This window comes from Rothia sp. P5766, from assembly GCF_048513555.1.
Lineage (GTDB): Bacteria > Actinomycetota > Actinomycetes > Actinomycetales > Micrococcaceae > Rothia.
Genome location: NZ_JBLXXS010000001.1, coordinates 195,049 through 215,262 on the forward strand (window position 1 = coordinate 195,049; position 20,214 = coordinate 215,262).

20 protein-coding genes and 4 tRNA genes are annotated in these 20,214 nt (G+C 58.9%); 18 read left to right on the top strand and 6 right to left on the bottom strand.

Going from position 1 to position 20,214, the window contains the following annotated elements; translation table 11 throughout:
- Window positions 1-31: 31 nt before the first annotated feature.
- From ACN08V_RS00905 to ACN08V_RS00945, 9 genes are all read left to right on the top strand, one after another.
- Window positions 32-781, top strand: coding sequence for a DUF6270 domain-containing protein (locus ACN08V_RS00905; RefSeq protein ID WP_419099058.1), 750 nt, complete (start codon window positions 32-34; stop codon window positions 779-781).
- Window positions 782-787: 6 nt separating this feature from the next.
- A complete protein-coding gene (locus tag ACN08V_RS00910) occupies window positions 788-2,971 on the top strand; it encodes a RecQ family ATP-dependent DNA helicase (RefSeq protein WP_419104195.1) in 2,184 nt (727 codons plus the stop codon).
- Between the two features lie 38 nt (window positions 2,972-3,009).
- Window positions 3,010-3,483: a tRNA adenosine(34) deaminase TadA gene (tadA, locus tag ACN08V_RS00915; RefSeq protein WP_419099443.1), complete on the top strand. Its 474-nt coding sequence runs from the start codon at window positions 3,010-3,012 to the stop codon at window positions 3,481-3,483.
- Between the two features lie 104 nt (window positions 3,484-3,587).
- The gene (locus ACN08V_RS00920) at window positions 3,588-4,247 is read left to right on the top strand and encodes a TetR/AcrR family transcriptional regulator (protein ID WP_419104196.1); all 660 of its coding nucleotides are present in this window, start codon (window positions 3,588-3,590) and stop codon (window positions 4,245-4,247) included.
- An 81-nt stretch (window positions 4,248-4,328) separates the two neighbouring features.
- Window positions 4,329-4,419 (top strand) — tRNA-Ser (locus ACN08V_RS00925).
- A 460-nt stretch (window positions 4,420-4,879) separates the two neighbouring features.
- Window positions 4,880-5,518, top strand: coding sequence for a uracil phosphoribosyltransferase (gene upp, locus ACN08V_RS00930; protein WP_419104197.1), 639 nt, complete (start codon window positions 4,880-4,882; stop codon window positions 5,516-5,518).
- 409 nt (window positions 5,519-5,927) lie between these two features.
- Window positions 5,928-6,698 carry a winged helix-turn-helix domain-containing protein gene (locus ACN08V_RS00935; RefSeq protein WP_419104198.1) on the top strand — a complete coding sequence of 257 codons (771 nt, stop codon included), beginning with the start codon at window positions 5,928-5,930 and terminating at the stop codon, window positions 6,696-6,698.
- Between the two features lie 134 nt (window positions 6,699-6,832).
- Window positions 6,833-7,615: an alpha/beta fold hydrolase gene (locus ACN08V_RS00940; protein ID WP_419099063.1), complete on the top strand. Its 783-nt coding sequence runs from the start codon at window positions 6,833-6,835 to the stop codon at window positions 7,613-7,615.
- Window positions 7,616-7,624: 9 nt separating this feature from the next.
- Window positions 7,625-8,152 carry a SixA phosphatase family protein gene (locus tag ACN08V_RS00945; RefSeq protein WP_419104199.1) on the top strand — a complete coding sequence of 176 codons (528 nt, stop codon included), beginning with the start codon at window positions 7,625-7,627 and terminating at the stop codon, window positions 8,150-8,152.
- A gap of 75 nt (window positions 8,153-8,227) precedes the next feature.
- Here ACN08V_RS00945 and ACN08V_RS00950 read toward each other — a convergent pair.
- From ACN08V_RS00950 to ACN08V_RS00960, 3 genes are all read right to left on the bottom strand, one after another.
- Window positions 8,228-8,316, bottom strand: a tRNA-Ser gene (locus tag ACN08V_RS00950).
- A gap of 91 nt (window positions 8,317-8,407) precedes the next feature.
- Complete coding sequence (locus ACN08V_RS00955; protein ID WP_419104200.1) at window positions 8,408-8,698, bottom strand: hypothetical protein; 291 nt, start codon at window positions 8,696-8,698, stop codon at window positions 8,408-8,410.
- A gap of 66 nt (window positions 8,699-8,764) precedes the next feature.
- Window positions 8,765-8,852: transfer RNA gene (locus tag ACN08V_RS00960), tRNA-Ser, on the bottom strand.
- A 166-nt stretch (window positions 8,853-9,018) separates the two neighbouring features.
- On the opposite strand from ACN08V_RS00960, the gene ACN08V_RS00965 reads away from it, so the two are divergent.
- From ACN08V_RS00965 to ACN08V_RS00985, 5 genes are all read left to right on the top strand, one after another.
- Window positions 9,019-10,029, top strand: coding sequence for an NAD(P)H-quinone oxidoreductase (locus tag ACN08V_RS00965; protein ID WP_419104201.1), 1,011 nt, complete (start codon window positions 9,019-9,021; stop codon window positions 10,027-10,029).
- Between the two features lie 143 nt (window positions 10,030-10,172).
- A complete protein-coding gene (locus ACN08V_RS00970; RefSeq protein WP_419104202.1) occupies window positions 10,173-12,443 on the top strand; it encodes a carbon starvation CstA family protein in 2,271 nt (756 codons plus the stop codon).
- A 7-nt stretch (window positions 12,444-12,450) separates the two neighbouring features.
- Window positions 12,451-12,642: a YbdD/YjiX family protein gene (locus ACN08V_RS00975; RefSeq protein WP_419099067.1), complete on the top strand. Its 192-nt coding sequence runs from the start codon at window positions 12,451-12,453 to the stop codon at window positions 12,640-12,642.
- Between the two features lie 128 nt (window positions 12,643-12,770).
- Window positions 12,771-13,256, top strand: a complete 486-nt coding sequence (locus ACN08V_RS00980) for a dehydrogenase (RefSeq protein ID WP_419099068.1) — start codon at window positions 12,771-12,773, stop codon at window positions 13,254-13,256.
- A 170-nt stretch (window positions 13,257-13,426) separates the two neighbouring features.
- Window positions 13,427-14,617 (top strand): acyltransferase family protein, encoded by a 1,191-nt coding sequence (locus ACN08V_RS00985; RefSeq protein ID WP_419104203.1) that lies wholly within the window; start codon window positions 13,427-13,429, stop codon window positions 14,615-14,617.
- Between the two features lie 137 nt (window positions 14,618-14,754).
- Here ACN08V_RS00985 and ACN08V_RS00990 read toward each other — a convergent pair whose 3' ends face one another.
- Entirely contained in the window at window positions 14,755-15,384 is a 630-nt protein-coding gene (locus tag ACN08V_RS00990) for a response regulator (protein WP_419104204.1), read from the bottom strand.
- Window positions 15,374-16,777 carry a sensor histidine kinase gene (locus ACN08V_RS00995; RefSeq protein ID WP_419104205.1) on the bottom strand — a complete coding sequence of 468 codons (1,404 nt, stop codon included), beginning with the start codon at window positions 16,775-16,777 and terminating at the stop codon, window positions 15,374-15,376. The genes ACN08V_RS00990 and ACN08V_RS00995 overlap by 11 nt, the downstream gene beginning before the upstream one ends.
- A gap of 194 nt (window positions 16,778-16,971) precedes the next feature.
- Here ACN08V_RS00995 and ACN08V_RS01000 point away from each other — a divergent pair, with 194 nt between their 5' ends.
- The 4 genes from ACN08V_RS01000 to ACN08V_RS01015 all read left to right on the top strand — a co-directional run bounded on the left by ACN08V_RS01000 (window position 16,972) and on the right by ACN08V_RS01015 (window position 20,053).
- Window positions 16,972-18,063, top strand: coding sequence for an ABC transporter permease (locus ACN08V_RS01000; RefSeq protein WP_419104206.1), 1,092 nt, complete (start codon window positions 16,972-16,974; stop codon window positions 18,061-18,063).
- A gap of 32 nt (window positions 18,064-18,095) precedes the next feature.
- The gene (locus ACN08V_RS01005) at window positions 18,096-18,842 is read left to right on the top strand and encodes an ABC transporter ATP-binding protein (RefSeq protein WP_419099073.1); all 747 of its coding nucleotides are present in this window, start codon (window positions 18,096-18,098) and stop codon (window positions 18,840-18,842) included.
- A gap of 81 nt (window positions 18,843-18,923) precedes the next feature.
- Window positions 18,924-19,775 (top strand): HpcH/HpaI aldolase/citrate lyase family protein, encoded by an 852-nt coding sequence (locus tag ACN08V_RS01010; RefSeq protein ID WP_419099074.1) that lies wholly within the window; start codon window positions 18,924-18,926, stop codon window positions 19,773-19,775.
- A gap of 35 nt (window positions 19,776-19,810) precedes the next feature.
- A complete protein-coding gene (locus ACN08V_RS01015) occupies window positions 19,811-20,053 on the top strand; it encodes a hypothetical protein (protein ID WP_419099075.1) in 243 nt (80 codons plus the stop codon).
- Window positions 20,054-20,139: 86 nt separating this feature from the next.
- Here the strand turns inward: ACN08V_RS01015 and ACN08V_RS01020 are convergent.
- Window positions 20,140-20,214: transfer RNA gene (locus tag ACN08V_RS01020), tRNA-Thr, on the bottom strand.

Below are 20,214 nucleotides of genomic sequence, written 5' to 3' on the forward strand. Positions count from 1 at the left end.
CACCGTCAGCGGCGAATACATAAGGGAGAGCATGACAGTAGGAAATCAGGTACAGAGGGTCTTTATCTACGGCTCTTGTGTTGCCCGCGATACCGCTGAGTATTTGCCTGAAAACTATCGGGTAGTCGGCTACACCGCCCGGCACTCCTTGCTTTCGTGGGCTACCGATGCCAGCTATAAGCTCCCTGCAGACCTGGAGCTGAGCAATAAATTTCAAGATAAGATGCTTCGCGCCGACTGGGCCGGTCAATCCTTGGATTCCCTGCTAGAGACCGCAGACCAGTATGACCTGATCCTGTGGGATATCTTCGATGAACGTCACGGGGTCCACTGGTTTAGCACCGGTGAGGTTGTGACCCGCTCTATCGACTTGGTTGCCTCCAAGCCGGCTATGGGCCTGATTGAGGACGGCACCCACGTTGCCTTAGGCGCTGAAGAGCATTTCCAGAGCTGGTGCGAGAAAGCAGACGAGTTTATTGATGCACTGACCGAACACGGTGCCCTTGCTAAGGTGCGCCTTCTGCGCCTGCCCTGGGCCGAACAGACCAGTGCCCATGAGCCTACCCCCGTCAGCATGGGAATTAGCGCCCAAGAAGCCAACCAGCTCACGGTGCCCTACTACGACTATGTGGCGCAGCGGGGCCTACCTATCATTGATGTTCCCGCAGACCTTGTGGTAGCTGACCCCGGCCACCAGTGGGGTCTGGCCCCTTTCCACTATGTGCCTGAGGTCTACCACTACCTGCGGGATGCGATCGTCAACCCCGCCCCGGAAAGCTAGGCTCTCATGACCTCCACCGCCAGTAGTGCACCCCTTAAAGAGCAGGCCCAGGACCTGCTCGCCCAGCTCACCGGCGCCCCTGAGGCCCGGTTCCACCCCGGCCAGTTTGAGGCTATCGAAGCGCTGGTAGAGCACCGCCGCCGCGCCCTGGTGATCCAGCGCACCGGCTGGGGTAAATCTGCGGTCTACTTCATCTCGGCCCTGCTCCTGCGCCGCCAGGGCAGCGGCCCCGCCCTGATTGTCTCCCCGCTGCTGGCCCTGATGCGTGACCAGGTGCTGGCCGCCGCCCGCGCCGGTGTACGAGCCGCTATGGTCAACTCATCGAACGTGACCGAATGGGCGGCAATCCGCGCTGACCTGGCCGCCGGTGAACTAGACGTTTTGCTGGTGGGCCCTGAACGCCTGAACAACCCGGACTTCCGCCTGAACTGGCTCCCTGAGCTGGTGCGCGCCTGTGGCCTGTTGGTGATTGACGAAGCCCACTGTATCTCTGACTGGGGCCACGACTTTAGGCCCGACTACCGCCGAATCCGTGACCTTATCGCCAACCTGCCAGCTGGTGTGCCTGTTCTGGCCACTACCGCCACCGCTAATGAGCGTGTAGTTGAGGATGTTGCGGAGCAACTAGCTATCCAGCAGGGTGGGCAAGCCGGCCCTGACTCGGTCTTTATTCTGCGCGGCCCACTTTCCCGTGACTCTCTGCGGCTGGGCGTTCTGCATCTGCCCACCGCCACCGATAGGCTGGGCTGGCTAGCAACCCACCTGGGGAGCCTACCCGGCTCTGGGATCATCTACACGCTCACGGTGGCCGCTGCCGAAGACACCGCCGCTGCCCTGCGCGCAGCAGGCTACCCGGTACTGCCCTACAGCGGGAAAACCGATGCGGACGAGCGGGCAGAAGCCGAAGAAGCCCTCAAGGAGAACCGGGTCAAAGCCCTGGTTGCTACCAGCGCCCTGGGCATGGGTTTCGATAAGCCGGATCTGGGGTTTGTGATTCACCTGGGCGCGCCCTCCAGCGCGGTTGCCTACTACCAGCAGGTCGGGCGTGCTGGTCGCGGTGCTATCAAGGCCGACGTACTACTTATGCCCGGTAGAGAAGACCGGGAAATCTGGGAGTACTTCGCAACTGCCAGTATGCCCACCCCCGAGAACACCGGTGCTGTTCTTGCCGCTCTTCGCCAAGCAAGCTCCGCGGGGCAGGAACTGACCGTCCCGGCGCTGGAAACTCGCGTGGATGTCAAACGTTCGTCCCTGGATCTGCTCCTGAAGGTCCTCGCGGTTGAGGGCGCTGTTGAGCGGGCCGAGAGGGGCTGGGTAGCCACGGGCGCTCCCTGGCACTACGATGCTCCCCGCTATGAACGTGTGCTCCAGGCGCGCCTGCGTGAACAGCAGGCCATGCTGGACTACCAGCGCACCAGCACCTGCCGTATGGTCTTCCTAGCCCAAGAGCTTGATGACACCATCGCCCAACCCTGCGGTATCTGCGATGTGTGCGCTGGCCCCTGGTACCCCAGCGACCTTGACCCTGCACTGACCGCGCAAGCAGGGATTACCCTCAACCGTACTGGTGTTGAAATTGAGCCGCGCGCCATGTGGCCTAGCGGTTTGGGCTCTCTGGTGTCTGAGGCAACTACGGACCATGGTAAGCCTCTTGGGGGCAGAATCGCCCTGCAGGAGCGGGCCCAAGCAGGCCGGGCCCTTGCCAGGCTCACTGACCTGGGCTGGGGCAATCGCCTGCGAGAAATCTTTGCCCTCGGCCCCGACGGCAGCCCTCTGGACGGGCCGGTACCCGCAGATCTAGGCCGTGCCAGCCTTCAAGTTCTTGCAGACTGGGACTGGGAACAGCGGCCTGTAGCTGTGGTGGGCTTGCCCTCCCCGGTGCGCCCTGTCCTGGCGTCCTCGCTAGCTCGTGGGCTAGCGGCTGCCGGTAAGCTCACCGACCTGGGCGATATGGAGTGGGTCAAAGAGCCAGAGCACTTTGGTGGCAACAGCGTCTTTAGATGCGCCGGTGTGCTGGGTGCTTACCGGCTTCCCGACCGGGTGCAAGACTACCTTGCCAGTAGCCCCGGTCCGGTCCTGCTGGTGACTGACCGTATTGACTCCCGCTGGTCTAGTACGGTTGTTGCCCGTATGCTCCGCAAGGCTGGTGCCACCGCCGTGCTACCTTATGCCCTTGCTATTACCCATTAGAACCCCTTTTCATATGAGAGCTGGTGACCGTGCCCACTATCTTTAGCGACCGCCCCCGCAACCGCGACCACGAAGCCCTCATGCGCCTGGCCCTTGATCAGGCTCGTTGTGCCCTGGTCAGCGATGACGTCCCTATCGGGGCAATTCTTGTGGATGCCTCGGGGCAGGTGATCGGCCGGGGCTATAACCGGCGTGAAGCTGATGCTGACCCTACCGCCCATGCTGAGGTCCTAGCCATTCGAGAGGCGGCTGAGCACCTGGGGAGTTGGAGGCTTGAGGGGTGCACCCTGGTGGTGACCTTGGAGCCCTGCCTTATGTGTGCTGGCGCGATTTTGCTGGCACGTATCCCTACCGTGGTGATGGGTGCCTGGGAAGAAAAAACCGGTGCGGCTGGGAGCGTCTACGATGTTCTGCGTGATCGGAAAGTCAACCACTGGGTAGAGCTCTACCCCGGTGTGCTTGAAACAGAGTGCGCTAGCTTGCTGACCACTTTCTTCCGCCAACAGAGGTAGTTAAGGTTACGCTATTCATGTGCTCGCAAGACCCTGTTTCTTGCCCACTATCCTGTATATTTGCAAAAGGTAACTGATTTTTTCAAATAAAAGAGGGGGCGGGTGTGAACAGCACTCAAGCGAACGCCATTGTTTATGCACACCAGGCACCTGTTGTCCAAGCCAGCACCCGCCGCCCGGGGCGGACCAACAAAACCCAGCTTAAGCTCTTTCAAGCTGCCATGGATATCATGAGCCAGGGCGGGCCTACGGCGACTACCGTTGAAGACATCGCTGAACGGGCCGGTGTTTCTAAAGGTACGGTCTACTACAACTTTGGGTCTAAGAAGACCATGATTGATCAACTTCTGCAGTACGGCGCTAAGCTGCTGCTGGCGGAAATGACAATGGCGAGCGATAGGGGGCTAGACCCCAAGGTCTCTCTCCGTCAGGCTCTTGAGGCGGCTATTGTCTACCTGCGGGAGCACCCCGGCTTTGCGCGCCTGTGGGTCTCGGAACTGTGGCGAGCTGGCTCTGAATGGTCGCCGACTACCGACCTGATCCGTGCCGATATTATGCGGTTTGTTCGTGAATTGATTACTAGGCTTTCGACCCGCTACAGGGTGAATAAGGAGCGTTCCGTTGAGGGGCTTTCGCTGATTATATTCGGTGCTGTTTTCATGCTTTCGATGGACGAAACCCGCCACGGTGCCCAGCGTAGTGCCAGCGAAGCCGCAGACTTGGCTATGCTCACCGTTGACGGTTACATCCTGGGCCCTGTCTAGGCCACGAACCGGTCTTGGCCTGTGCTGGCACTGGCTCTAAGTTGAGGCGCTGGGGCATCTAGGGTAAACTTTCCAGAGTTTGGTGACGTGTCCGAGCGGCCGAAGGTGCAACACTCGAAATGTTGTGTACGGTAACCCCGTACCGAGGGTTCAAATCCCTCCGTCACCGCCACAAAGAAAAACCCGTTTAGGCTAGTAGAAGCTAGGTTAGGCGGGTTTTTTCTATACCTTAAAATGTCTCTGTGATACTCGTTTGCCCAACAACTTGGCATCAAAGCAGGTGACAAGCAGGCCCAAAGAAGCCTGCCCGGAGGCCAACAAGGGGGGCAGCTTAGAAGCCTGCGAGCGCCCCATAATCAGGCAAGTGTCCGTTCAAACTCAGGGAACAATTAAAACTTTCAAAGGCCCTAGCACCCTACACAGTCCGAGCGACAGATGAAAGAGGTCAAGGGAAAAGATCCCAGGGAGGTGGGGGTTTCTGGTGCCATGGTAGTCATGCTGGTATGCCTTCTAGCAGGCTAGGGGTTGGCAGTCTCCTTGCCAGATGTGCTTAGGCCTAGCCTTCAGGGTGAGGTGTGGCTAGAGGCTGATGGTGCCCTCCCCCAGGGCCTAGGAGCTGATAGTTTTTAACTATGCGTATTAAAGTTCTGGATCACCCCCTGGTCGATCACAAAATTACCGTCCTGCGAGACAAAAACACCCCCTCACCTATCTTCCGGCAGCTGGTTGACGAGCTGGTAACCCTGCTCGCCTACGAAGCCACCCGCGAGATCCGCACCGAACCCATTGAGGTTGAAACTCCCGTGGCTAAAACCGTCGGGTCGCGCATCTCAACCCCACGCCCGCTGATCGTCCCCATTCTGCGAGCGGGCCTGGGCATGCTCGAAGGTATGACCCGTCTTATCCCCACCGCCGAGGTTGGCTTCTTGGGCATGGCTCGCAATGAAGAAACCCTGGATATTGTCACCTACGCTGAGCGTCTGCCCGAAGACCTCACTGGCCGCCAGGTCTACCTGCTTGACCCCATGCTCGCTACCGGCGGCACCCTGATTGAGGCCATCAAGTTCTTGCGCGCTCGCGGGGCTGAGCGTATTACCTGCGTGTGCGTGCTGGGTGCCCCCGAAGGTATAGCCGCTCTGGAACGCGGTGTTGAGGGTATGGCCGATATTGACCTTTTCCTGGCCGCTCAGGATGAACGCCTCAACGAAAAGGCTTATATTGTTCCTGGTTTGGGTGATGCCGGTGACCGTCTCTACGGGGTAGCCGACTAGGGCGCGATAGTAAGAACAGTTGGCCTACGGGCCAAGGTACCGCCCCTAGTTCTCACATATTAATCAGGCAGGTTGGCTTGGTTCTGCAAAGAATCGCTGACCTGCCTGAGCTGTCCCCACCCCCTGAGCGCTGGATTCTGTGACTAGCGGCTTATGGGATAGAGAGGCCTTTCCGCATCGATCTTATTGAGAACTCAGGGTATAAATTGGTGCTCGCAGGTCCCTGAACAAGGCCCTTTCCCTGTGAATACGGGTAGATTAGTTAAAAATTTATCTGAATGTTCCTTGCTTTAATTACAAATTCGGACAACGATTAAAGCTAGACAGCGACAACTCCCTCACGCACGGGATGTGCAGTCTAGCTGAGCCACACACTAGAATGCTCGATACACAGGGAGAAGGTAGGCAAATGTCAGGCGCACCGGGATATGTTCACATATCGCAACGCAATCGTTCTGCCGCACAGCGCCAGCAGGGCGCACCGAATCAAGGCCGAGCAATCAGGCAGCAGCCAGCTAATCTTCGCCCCATGACCTACAAGCCAGAACCCCAGCGAGCAGTAGCTCAAGAAAATGAGGCCCGTGGCTTCGTGATTTACGTTGGCCTAAGTGAGGAAGCCGCTGCAGCGCAGGGCACCTCACTGGTCCGCATCGTTCAGGACACCCGCGTCTACGTGCAGAACCAGGTCCCCGGCGCTGAATCTTATGCCGCCGTTGCCCTAGCCCCCTCCGATGCGCAGGGGAGCGACCTCGAAGTGGTTCGCAATGCTCTAGGCGACCCCACCGCGGTGCACTACCAGCCCGAAGTTGGCCAGCACACTAGCCACCACACGGCCGATGACTCAAAGCCCACCCACTCCGTCGGTGTACTCATTGACCTTTCCCGCCGTGAAGTTTACCTGGACGGTGAGATGCTCAACCTGACCTACAAGGAATTTGAGCTCCTCAACTACCTGGTAGAAAACGGCCAGCGCACCGTCGCCCGCGAAGAACTACTGACCAGCCTGTGGCGAGATGCCGAGGAAGTCCCCAACGAGCGCACTATCGACGTTCATATCCGCCGTCTGCGTTCCAAGCTGGGTCGTCTCTCCAACACCGTACGCACCGTACGTGGCCAGGGCTATCGCTTCTACGAGCACCCCGAGGTCGTTGTCTGGGCCGCACCCGAGTACTCCATCTAAACGGATTTGCCAGCTGAGCCCAGCTCAGCCCAGAACCCTTTATAAGGGTAAGGCCACCCTTGCACCGAGCGGGGGTGGCCTTACCGTTTGTGGTGGTGCCGGGTGTGCCGCCCGATGGGGTTAAAGTAGAGGGTATGACTGCTTCTGTTCTTGCGACCACCGTCATCGGTTCAGGCCCCCTCAAAACCGTCTTTCTGCACGGCCTTTTGGGGCGGGGAAAGAACTTTACCGCTATCGCCAAAAACCTGGGAGAGGGTGTACAAACCCTGCTCCTTGATTTACCCAACCACGGCTCAAGCTACTGGACCGATAGCTTTGACTACCGGCAGATGGCTGACCTGGCCGCCCAAGCTGTAGCCGAGTATGCCGCCGGTGAGCCGGTGGTCGTCATGGGGCACTCCATGGGCGGAAAAATTGCTATGCTCCTTGCCCTGAGACACCCGCACCTGGTCAGCAAGCTGGTCGTTATTGATATCGCCCCCGGTGAGTCCAAGGGTAGCTTCGAGGTGCTCATGGACAGTATGCTGGCTCTACCCATCGACACCTACACCACCAGGGGACAGGCCGATACTGACCTGGCCCGCACCGTTCCTGCAGCAGGAGTGAGAGCCTTCCTGCTCCAAAACCTAAAAATGTCCAAGAGCGGCAACAGCTGGGAGCCCAACCTGGTCATGCTCCGTGAGCACCTAGCGCAGATTATGGGTTGGCCGGGAACAGAACAGCAGTACAAGGGCCCGGTGCTCTGGATCGCCGGTGGCAATTCCCCCTACATCACCCCAGCAGACTTTGAGCCTATGCGCCGGCTCTTCCCCCTGGTACGGCGCTCTGTGATTAGGGGAGCGGGCCACTGGGTTCATTCGGAGAAGCCCCAGGAGACTATCTACTTACTCAGAGGCTTCTTGGGCAACCGCGACTAGGATAGGTGTATGACCGATTTTGCTCTGCCCCGCCACGATGCCCGCACCCTCATCATCATGCGCCACGCCGAGGCTGATTGGGGGCTGGATGATTTCAACCGCCCCCTGACCCGGCGTGGCCACTCCCAAGCCCCGCGGGCCGGTGCCTGGCTGGTAGAGCAGGGCCTAATCCCCGAGATGATGGTCAGCTCAGCCGCCCTGCGTACCCGGCAGACCACCACCTGGGTTTCCGAAGCGCTGGGGGAGAAGGCGCCCACAGCTAGCCTGGATGAGCGCCTCTATAACGCGCCTGCCTCCCAGCTACTGACCACTATTAACCGCACTCCCGAGGCCGTGCATTCGCTGATGCTAATTGCCCACCTACCCGGTGTGCAGGACGCAACCCTGCAACTGGCCCGGCCCGACTCCGACTACGAGGCCCTCATGGATGCCTCCTACGGATTTGCCCCGGCCACTTTGGCTGTATTCCAGGTCCAAGGGGACTGGGGGCAGCTGGTGGACGGTGAAGCTCAGCTGATCCACTGCGTTAGCTTCTAAACCAGAGGCCCCGTGACTAGGGGGGGAGCAAACACGAAAAAGCCCGCCTACTCATCGAGTAGGCGGGCTTTAGAGCGGAGACGGGGGGATTTGAACCCCCGGTCGAGTTTAACCCCGACCCTTCATTAGCAGTGAAGTCCATTCGGCCGCTCTGGCACGTCTCCTAACGCTGCTCAGCTTAACCCGTCAACCTGGCTCAGCACCACAGCTTAGACCAGTCTAGCGACAAAAAGAAGCTTGGTCAAAACGTAAGCTTTAGTAGCCGGTAGATGAGTTAGCGGTCATTGCTAGGAGGACTAAGCCAACCAGGGCTATAAACCCCAGTACGTTGTAGATAAGAGCAATCCAGCCGGTGACCTTGCCAATAGTGGCAGCGCTGCCCAGGGATTCTGCCTTTTTAGCCTGCCAAATTGCCAGCGGCCCTAAAATAAAGCCGAATATTATGAGGCCAGCGATGCCAAGAATCGTAGAAGTCTGAGCTGCTTTGTCGGCCTCAACCTGCTGGGGGCTCTTGGTGTATACCTGATGATTGGGGTAGTTGGTCATACCGTTCCTTACCGTCTGTTAAAGATAAAGCCCATCTCACGTAAGATACATAAGATGGGCTAGGTGCGGATGGTAAGGGATTTGAACCCTTGAGGCGGGGTTGCCGCCTACTGGTTTTCAAGACCAGCTCCTTCGGCCGCTCGGACAACCATCCAAATGTGCTCAAAGCACTCATCCCATGTTACACAGGCTGGAGCATAAAGCAAAATACTAGTTTCTGTGCCCTTGCTCTCGCTAGGGTAGTAAGGTCAGGCAATACCCACCGCACGATTTAGCTGAACCGCCTGCCTAGGGACAGGAAGAAAAAAAAGGGGGAGAGCATGCAAGCCATTGTTGAATCTGAGCACGGAAGCCCCGAGGTTCTGTGCGTCAGCCAGGTGCCGGTTCCTGAGCCAGGGCCGGGCCAGGTCCTCCTCAAAGTCGCTGCAGCGGGCATTAACCAGGCCGATCTTGCCCAACGTCGCGGCTTCTACCCGCCACCGCCAGGGGCAAGCTCCATCTACGGACTAGAGGTATCTGGTGTCATCGAAGCGGTCGGACCCGGAGTGGATACGGCCCTCGTCGGGGAACCAAGAGTTGCCCTGCTTGCAGGAGGTGGCTACGCCCAATACGTCGCGGTGGACCTAGCACACACTCTGCCCCTACCTGCCGGGGTCAGCTTAGGCGATGCCGCCGGCCTGATAGAGGTAGCCGCAACGGTCTACTCCAACCTGGTGCTCACCCTCGGGGTAGGCACCAGCCCCCAAACCAATCAAGGGGCCAGTCTGCTCATTCACGGGGGTACCGGTGGAATCGGCACCCACGCCATTGAACTAGCCCAGGCGCTGGGCCTCACGGTTTTCGCAACCGCTGGCACCGACGAAAAGTGCGACTATGTTCAGAGCCTCGGTGCCCACCCCATTAACTACCGCACCGAGAACTTCCGCCAGATCGTGCGGCAGGCAACCGAAGAACGCGGGGCCAACTACATTCTCGATGTGGTGGGCGGTAGCTACCTCGAAGAAAACATCAAAACCCTGGCCCTGGACGGTTCCCTCGCGGTGATTGGACTTCAGGGCGGCGCTAAAGGTGAACTGAACCTGGGCTACATGCTACCGCGGCGGCTGAGCCTGCATGCCACCTCCCTGCGCTCACGAAGTGCCGACGATAAGGCGCGCATTGTGGACGGTGTGCACAGACTTGTCTGGCCCCTAATCGAGAGCGGCGCCATCAGCCTTCATACCGACTCTGTTTTCCCCTTGGAGCAGGCCGCCCAAGCCCATGCCCGTCTCGAATCCGGGGCTCACCGGGGTAAAATTCTCCTGGTCCCTGACGCATCAGCGCATGACTAAAGAGGGGTTACAGGTAGGTGCGCTCTAAACCAAATGTCACATGAGCGAAGCAATGTGACCTATAACCCAAAGCCCGGTATAGTGTGAGCACGCACACCGCATTAAAACTGGCGGAACACGCACGATCACACTGGAGTGAGCCCATGACACAACAGAGTTCTTCAACTGCGGAGCAGGAACGCCCGCAAGCCTACATAGACCCCGAGGTCCTAGAGCAAGAACACCGCACCTGGACCCCCAAAACCATCGCTATCTGGGCACTGATTACTCTGCTTGGCGCAGTCAGTTGGTCCATGATCGCTATCTTCCGTGGCGAAACCGTGAACGCTATCTGGTTCGTCTTCGCCGCCGTCTGTAGCTACCTGATCGCCTACCGTTTCTACGCCCGGTTCATTGAAGCCAAACTGGCTCAGCCCGATGACCGCCGGGCAACCCCCGCAGAGTACGATGCTGACGGTAAAGACTACGCCGCCACCGACCGCCGCGTACTCTACGGGCACCACTTCGCCGCAATTGCCGGCGCAGGCCCCCTGGTTGGCCCCGTCCTAGCCGCCCAGATGGGCTTCCTGCCCGGAACCATCTGGATTATCGTCGGCGTTATCTTGGCCGGTGCAGTCCAGGACTACCTGGTTCTCTTCTTCTCAATGCGCCGCGGTGGACGCTCCCTAGGCCAGATGGCCAAGGAAGAGCTTGGCACCATTGGTGGTTACGCCGCGATTCTGGCAACCCTGGCCATCATGATCATCATTACCGCCATCTTGGCGCTGGTGGTTGTCAACGCCTTGGGTGAATCCCCCTGGGGCGTATTCTCCGTGGGCATGACCATCCCTATCGCCCTCTTCATGGGTGTCTACCTGCGCTACATTCGCCCCGGCAAGGTCGGTGAGATCTCAATTATCGGCTTCGTCCTGCTCATGGCCGCTATTATCAGCGGCGGCTGGGTCAGCCACACCGAATGGGGCGCCCAATACCTGCACCTTGACCGGGTCACCCTGGCCTGGTGTGTCATCATCTACGGCTTCATCGCCGCTGTTCTGCCCGTCTGGCTCCTGCTGGCACCCCGCGACTACCTCTCCACCTTCATGAAGGTCGGCACCATCGTGCTCTTGGCCGTGGGTATCATCGTGGTCCGCCCCGAAATTACCGTACCCGCCGTCAGCGAGTTCGCCTCCCGATCAGACGGCCCGGTGTGGTCAGGCTCCCTCTTCCCCTTCCTCTTTGTCACCATTGCCTGCGGTGCGCTCTCCGGTTTCCACGCGCTCATCGCTTCGGGTACCACCCCCAAGATGGTTGAAAAAGAACGCCAGACCCGCTTTATCGGTTACGGCGGCATGCTCATGGAGTCCTTTGTCGCTATCATGGCCCTGGTTGCAGCTGTCACCATTGACCGTGGTATCTACTTCGCCATGAATTCCTCAGCAGGTGCCACAGGCGGCACTGTAGAATCGGCAGCTCTCTTTGTGAACTCACTGGGTCTAACCGGTGTGCAGGTCACACCCGAGCTACTACAGGGTACAGCTGATGCGGTGGGCGAGCATTCCATCGTCTCCCGCACGGGTGGCGCACCTACCCTGGCCGTGGGCATGGCATTCATTCTGGGCAAGATGCTCCCCTGGTTCGAACTGACTAGCTTCTGGTACCACTTCGCCATCATGTTTGAGGCTCTCTTCATTCTGACCGCTGTGGATGCCGGTACCCGTGTTGCCCGCTTCATGCTGTCTGATACCCTGGGGAACTTCTTCCCCAAGTTCCGCGACCACAACTGGCGGGCAGGTGCCTGGATTACCACCGCTCTTATGGTGGCAGGTTGGGGATCCATCTTGATTCTGGGTGTAACCGACCCCTTGGGTGGCATTAACACCTTCTACCCGCTCTTCGGTATCGCCAACCAGCTCCTGGCTGCCTGTGCCCTAGCTGTCTGCCTAGCGATAGCCGCTAACAAGGGCCGTTTCAAGTACCTCTGGATTATCGCCCTGCCTCTGGCCTTCGACCTGTTGGTTACCGTGGTCGGCTCTTACCAGAAGATCTTCTCCACCAACCCCGCAGTGGGCTACTGGGCTAATCACAACCGCTTCAAGGAGGCCCTAGCCGCCGGTGAAACCTCCCTCGGCGCGGCAAAGAACGTGGAAGCAATGGAAGCCGTTGTGCGCAACACTTTCGTGCAGGGCACACTCTCCATTCTCTTCGTGGTGCTGACCCTGATCGTGGTGATTGCCGCCGTCCTGGAGGTATTCAAGGCCAAAAACGGTCACGCCCAGAAGAGCCACGAGAACCCCTATGTCCAGTCCACCATCTACGCACCGGCTGGCCTCTTCGCCACCCCGGCCGAGCGTGAACTGGAAAAGGAATGGAAGGCCTTCTACGAGAAGTACCCCGACCAGATCAGCGGCTCAGCAAGCCACAGCGGCCACTAGGAGAGCCATGCAGAAGATACGGTATTTTCTCTCACGGGCTCGCTGGTTTGCCGGGGGAGTGATGGGCGCTGACAAGTACCAAAAGTACCTAGCCCACCACAGAGCAACCGGTTGCCACCAGGAGCCCATGACCGAACGCCAGTTCTGGCGGGAATACACCGACGGGTTGGACCGTAACCCCGGTGCCCGCTGCTGCTAACAAGTAGCCCAGAGGCCGTTACCCCACCAAAAGTTGGGGTAGCGGCCTCCCTGCATAGGCTGGTGACCAGCAGGCGAAGAAATTAGGGTAACCTAAGAAAGTAGGAACCGGTAAGAAAGGGCCAAGCAATGGGCATCAAAGACTTCTTGCAAAGCCGTCGTGACGACGCTGAGCTTGGGCAAGGCCTCTGGCGCAGAACCCACGACCGGTTCGTCCGAGGGCTTGACCGCTTTCACCAGATCCTCGAGCGCGTCCCAGTAGGCCCCACACTCGAAGAAATCGTGCCGCTTGCCAACGAGCTAGCTGACCTGCTCCCCAGGGTTCGAACCGTTGCCGCCGAAGCGCACCGGCTAGCTCCCAGCGACTCCCAGGACATACCCGCCTCACCCACCGGCGTATATTCCGATCTGCACCGCGCGCTCTCCCGAGCAGGCAACGCACTGGCCCTTACCGCTGAGGCCCTAGCCATGACCCGTTGCGCCGGTGACTGCCTGAACGGATGCACCCGAACTGAGAGCATCGCCCGCCGGATCGACACCGTCAAACAGCACATTAGCGATGCAGAAACCTACCTAGAGCAGGCACGCTGTGAAGCACAACAAACAGCCTCTTAGCTTCTGACAGGGGAGAACTTTTTTACACTCCGGGATTTGTCGCCAAGACCGCGTAAATATCCCCTAAACCGTACCTATTAAGAAGACCAAAGTACAGGTAAAGTTAGCGCGCGTGCAATTACGCTTAAAGAAGGCACAATCACACACGCTTTTAGGGGAGAAGTAAGCCTATGAACCGCTACGCCCACATAGACGCCATGCGCGCCTTTGCGGTGCTACTCGTGGTCTTTTCACACGCAGGGCTAAAATTTGTGCCGGGCGGCTCCGGGGTAACCATCTTCTTTGCCATTTCAGGCTTCATCATCACCTACCTGCTTCTTCGAGAACGCGACAAAACCGGCAAATTCGATGTATCGGGCTTCTACATCCGCCGCTTCCTCAAAATTGCCCCTCCCCTTATCCTCGTCATAGTCCTGCCCACCATCGTCTACTGGGCGCTCGGCGGAACCCTTGACCCCCTTGACGTGCTGGGCCAGGTTTTCTTCTTCTTCAACCTGCGCTACCTGGACTCACACATCACCGTGCTACCCGGTAGCCACGTGATGTGGTCGCTCTCCATCGAGGAGCAGTTCTACCTGGTTTTTGCCATCCTCTGGCTATTCATGGTGCGCTGGCGCAACTACCGGAAGGCCCTGACGATGCTGGGCCTATCCCTTATCTTGTACTCGGCCCTGTCACGGTGGGCACTGTTCGACGCCGGTGCCAGCAGCGACCGCATCTACTTCGGCACCGATACCCGCCTTGAAGCAATCGCTATCGGCATGCTCACCGCCCTCTGGTACCACCGATACAGCGACGATGAAATGGTCCGAGGACGCCACCTAGCAGGCAAGCACTACATGCCTTCCGGGGGCCTGACACGAGACGGGTACACTATCCCGCTCCTGGGCCGTAACTGGGTCTTCTTCACCGCCATAGGGGTCTACCTGATGACCCTGGTCATCCGCGATACAACCTTCCGCGAAACCGTGCGCTACTCGCTCCAGGCCTGGTCAGCTTCCACCATTATGCTCTGGGGGCTGGTAGCTTCCCGCCAGCCCCTGGGCGCGGCTATCCACCGCTTCTTAGCCTGGCGGCCCCTGCAACTCATTGGCCTGTCGAGCTACAGTATCTACCTGGTACACGATGTGCTGTTCAAAGCAATCGAAGGCCACCTGCAGGACCTGCCCCTTCTGGCCCAGGTTGCTCTTCTGGTGCCCCCCGGCCTTCTCGCGGGTGTACTGATTTACCTCATGGTTGAGGTCCCCGTCCAGCGCTTTAAAGACCGCCGCTTTGGGGCCAGCTGGAAGCAAGACCAGAAGCCAGCACCCGCTCCAGCTGACACCCCTGTTGTCATTCCCTGGAACAAGCAGAAGTCTTAGGCTTCTGCCCGAGAAGGTATCCACCCCGGCCTGCTTTGTGCCCGCCAAGGCCCTAGAAGGCCAACCCCGAGCCAGTTGGCGGGGCACAAAGCAGGCCTTCCTCCTTACACGGGAGCTACCACACCCGCACCATACAACTAGATGAGGTTCTGCGCGCGTGCCGCCGCCACAGCGGCCGTGCGGTTATCCACACCCAACTTGGTGAAAATATGCACCAGGTGTGTCTTTACCGTGGACTGCGAAATAAAGAGCTTCTGCGCAAGCTCCTTGTTGGTTGCACCGGTAGAAACAAGCTCAAGAAGCTCAGTTTCCCGCGCTGAAAGAGTTACAGTAGGCCGTTGCATCCGGTCCACCAGCGCCGCCATGACCTCGGGCGAGAGCGTCCTCTGGCCCTGCGCCGTAGCTAGTACAGCCGTATGCACCTGCTCTGGCGGGGCGTCCTTGAGCAAATAGCCCAGAGCGCCGGCCTCAACAGCTGCCACAATATCGGCCTGCGTATCAAAGGTAGTCAGCACCAGCACTGGAGGACCCCCCATAGCCGCCAGCAGACGAGTCGCCTCCACCCCGCCCATAGGTTTCATCTGAAGGTCCATCACCACCGCATCGGGGGCCTCGCCCCGTACGGTTAGCTCCTGTACAACCGAAACAGCCTGACCCCCATCGGAGGCTTCTGCCACTACCTCGATGTCGCTAAACCCGGCAAACAAGGCACCCAAACCAGCCCTGACTACCGGGTGATCATCGACCAGCACAACCTTAACAGTCATAGTTACCTCCAGAAGCCGGGGCAGCCAGTACACCCTCTACCGGTAGACGGACAGACAAGGCGGTACCAGCGCCAGGAGAACTTTCAATATTCAGGGTCCCACCCACCTGGTCTACCCGGGCAGTCAGAGAGATCAACCCATAGCCGGTGCTACCCTCCGCTAGGGCAACCTCAGCCTTATCCGTTACCGGTGAGAGCGCACGAACGTCAAAACCAACCCCGTTATCGCACACATCCAGTGCCACCTCACCCGGCCACAGGCTGAGCGTCATCACCGCCTGACTGGCCTGAGAATGGGCAGCAACATTCGCCAACGCACCCTGGGCTACCCGCACCAGGGTAGAGGCAATCGGCTCAGGCAACCGGTTCACCGCAGACTCATCACCATCAACGGTCAAAGAGCACCGGAAGTCAAGACCCGCCGCCTGCTGAGTGGCCTGCGTCGAAGCGACCAAAGAGCTCAAAGCACCTACCACAGAACTATCCAGCGCGGGCGAAGCTAAGTCATGAATAAAACGGCGGGCTTCTGCCAGGTTAGTGGACGCGCTCTGCTCAATTACCTGCAATCGTTCCCTCCCCAGCGCAGTATCACCTGATTCCAAGGCATTTGAGGCCGCACGGGACACCAGCACAATCGACGATAGCCCCTGGGCCAAAGTATCGTGTATTTCCCGGGCAAGGCGCTCGCGCTCAGCAATCTTTCCAGCCCGGTACTGCTGTTGAGCCAGCTCGGCCTGCACCGCCCTGAGCTGCTCAGCTAGCCGAAACTGGTGGGCTGCATCCTGTCTCAGTGCCCGGTAGGTAAAAGAGATAACTACAGCCAAGATAGCCCCCAGCGTAGGGCCTACCAGGTACCCCGGAGCCAGACCCTCAGCCCGTAAACGAGCCAGGCCGAACCCGGCAGGGCCCACCAAAGGCAAAGCAACCGCCAGAAGGCACAGCGCACCGGTAGCCAGCACCCCGGCTAGAGGTCGCAAGAGGTGCAGGTAGAGGAACATGACGGGGAAAACAGCCCAGGTAAACGAGCTATCCAAACACATCAGCGCCAGCCACAAACCTGTAATGACAAGCAACCAGAGATGAGCCGGGCTAAAAGGCAAAGTACCACCGGAGGCCAAGGGAAAACCTGCCAGCCTCAACCGCTGAGGTAGGCCGCGCCGCTTCTCATAGACCGTACCTGCCAGGTAGATACCCCCCAGGGTAAGTGTCAGGACCCCGATAGCGGTGTGGCGGGGCTGGTAGACGCTGCCCACTAGAGCCAAAACAGCACCAAAAATGAGTAGGAAAGCGAACATGACGTGCAAGCTCACTCTCAGAGTAGTGAGCACCAGTAACGTCTGCCTGCTACCGCCAGAGGCAGCGGAGGCAGCGGAGGCGGGTGGGGCAAGGGGCACGAGCATCCTTACTGAACTAAGCAAGTCTTACCCCAACCAGTCTAGCCCTCTCAGAGCCTCACCTCGCTTCCCCCGCTATCGTCCAAACGGTTGATTATAGGTTCAACCCTTACCCCGATGTAGTAAGGGTCGGTGAACTGGTCAGATAGATATAGCCCCTGATACGGGGATTGTCTTCTGAAAGGTAAAATCTCATGTTTGTTGGCTGGCGCGATATCCTCTTTGCTAAGGGCCGATTTACCCTTATTGGGGCAACGGTCACCCTCATTACCCTGCTCCTGGTTATGCTGACGGGGCTGACCGGGGGGCTGGGGCGACAAAACACCGATGCCCTCCAAAAAATGGGGGCCGACCGGTTTATTTTCGCCTCCGATACAGCCGGAGCTAAGGCTTCTTTCACTGACTCCAGTGTGACTACCAGTCTCACCCAGCAATGGCAGGAAGAGGCAGACAGGGTTACCCCGGTGGGCTTCCTGACGGCTAAGGTTGAGGGCAAAGGAGCCGCACCCATGACCCTCATCGCCACCCCCCAGGGTTCTCAGCTGCCCGCCTCCACCGCTCCCTTGCATGAGGGCTCTGAAGCAGCTGATGACCAGATCGTCCTCCCCCTGAGCCAGGCCCACGACCTAGGTGCAGGGGTGGGTGATACCGTGAGCGTGAATGGTACCGAACTCACTGTGACAGGTATCGCTGAAGACACCTACTACTCCCACACCCCCGCAGGCTGGATCACCACCAGCACCTGGCAGAAGCTCACCCACCAGAACCCAACCACAGGGCCAGATGCCGTACTGGGAACAGTGCTAGCAGTTCAGGGCGCTAGCCATGTAGATGCCACGGCCACAGCAACCAGAACCCAGGCACTGACCACCAAGCAAGCCTTTGCGGCCCTGCCCGCCTACTCATCAGAGCACGGCTCACTGACGACCATGCAGGGCTTCCTCTACGGTATTTCTGCCCTAGTCATCGTTTCCTTCCTGACTGTGTGGACCATTCAGCGCACTCGGGATATCGCCCTCATGCGAGCGCTAGGTGCTTCTCGTGCTTTCCTGACCCGTGATGCCCTGGCCCAGGCTGGCCTAATTCTGGCTTTAGGAACTCTCAGCGGTGCCCTAGCTGGCTGGGCGCTAGGGGCTCTCGTCTCGGGCACTGTACCCTTCCAGCTCTCACCCCTGACAGTTGCAGGACCAGCAGCTGGAATCTGGGCCTTAGGCATGGGCGGTGCCCTTATCGCTCTACGGCGTGTAGCAACCGTTGATCCCATGCTCGCCCTGGGTGGCAACTAATTAATTCTGATCTAATCCCGAAAGGTAAACCCATGACCTCTGTACTGCCAGGCTCTCTACCTACCCAAGCCGCAGCTGCCGCCGCCCTCGAGCTACGCGATATCACCCTTGACTATCCCGACGGGGTTGATAGCTCCGGAAAACCCCTGACCGCGCGCGCCCTGGACCGCATCAACCTGACGGTAGAGCGGGGTGACTTCTTTGCCCTGACCGGCGCATCTGGCTCCGGTAAATCCTCCCTGCTGTCTGTGGCGGCGGGGCTGATCACCCCTACCTCCGGTAGCCGCCTCATCAACGGTGTAGAGACCACCGGCTACCGGGACTCCCAGCTAGCTGAACTCCGCCGCACCACCATCGGCATTATCTTCCAGCAACCCAACCTGATTGCCTCACTCACCGCTGCAGAACAGCTAGAACTGGTAGCACGCATTGGGGGAGCTCGAGGGGCAGAGCTACGGGCAGCTAGGTCACAGGCCCATGACCTTCTTGATCTGGTAGGGCTCTCTGCTGCCAGCCACCGCAAGGTGCACCAGCTCTCGGGTGGGCAACGTCAGCGAGTCAATATTGCTCGCGCCCTGATGAGCCAGCCAGCGCTTTTGCTGGCCGATGAGCCAACGAGTGCCCTAGATAGTGAGCGTTCGGAAGAGATTGTGCGACTGCTGGCACAGGTCACTGCCGAGTTCAATACTGCCACGCTCATGATTACCCACGATGCCGAGCAGGCCGCGCTGGCTACCGGCCAGTTACATATGGTGGACGGGCGTTTGCTCACACTCTAAGGCGGGCCGGGAAGAACCCGCAGCGGGTAGCTCTTGCGGGGGTAGACTTGAGAGGGTCAGACCCACCTTAACGAGGATCCCGTGATTAATTTCCACCGCAACGAACGCGCCGCATCTTTACCCGCCCGACTTTCTCGATCCTGGCTTCTAGTATCAGCTGATGCAACCGAACAGACCATTGCAGCAGCCCTGGAATCAGAAGCAGATTCGGTCATCATTGACCTTGAGGACGGTTGCCCCGAGAAAGCCAAAGATGCTGCCCGTGAGCACATCGTTGCCATGCTCAATAAGGGGGCTTCGGCCTGGGTGCGTATCAACGCGATTGACAGTGAACACTGGTCTAAAGACCTTGAAGCGCTGAACCGTGCGGAGGGGCTCAAGGGGGTCATGCTTGCTATGACCGAACACCCTGACCACGTAACTCGTACCGCTATGATGCTCCCTGCCGGTACTCCGGTCATCGCGCTGATTGAGACCGCCCTGGGCATGGTGAATGTGGTGCGTATTGCCAAGGCTCCCGGTACCTTCCGCCTAGCTTTTGGTGTGGGTGACTACCGCCGCGACACCGGAGTTTCAGCCGACCCGATTGCGCTGGCTTTTGCGCGGTCACAGCTGGTCTTGGCCTCCCGCGTGGGCGGGCTGGCAGGCCCGATTGATGGGCCTTCTGTGGGTAAGCACAGCGGGGACTTGCTTAAGGACTGCGCGGTGACCACCAGCCACGGCATGACCGGTAAACTGACCTTGGACCCGGCACAGACCGAGACTATCAATCTGGGGCTTGCCCCGAGCGCCGACGAAATTGCCTGGGCGCGGGAGCTTTTGCAGAAGAGCGAAGGCGATTCTGTACCCAAGGACGGTTCCTATCTGCCACGTTTGGCGCGTGCCCGAAAAGTATCATCACTTGCCAAGACCTATGGCCTGTGGCGTAGCTAGAGTTTTCCCTAGGTGAGCCAAGAAAGATAAGCACCGTGAAAAATTATTTTGGTTTTCAAGCCCGCAGAACCCCTCAGGGGGGCTACGCACCCGGGTTCTTGCGTCTCTTTGCGCTACTACTTGTTCCTTCGGCGGGAATCTGGTGGTTCTACCGGTGGATTTTTGACAATGACACCAGCCTGTTAGCGCTGTGTTTTCTGGTACCGGTAAGCGCCTGGATGTGGGCTTATCTGATTGGCTATAGCACGGCTCATCACATTGACGAGGACCGGTCTTAGAGCTTTCTGCTAGCCGGGGCTGACCGAGCTGGTAGAGACAAAGGGCCGCTTCCGAGTGTTTTCGGAAGCGGCCCTTAGCCGTCTTATGGAGCCCCCAGTCGGATTTGAACCGACGACCTTTTCTTTACGAGGGAAATGCTCTACCCCTGAGCTATGGAGGC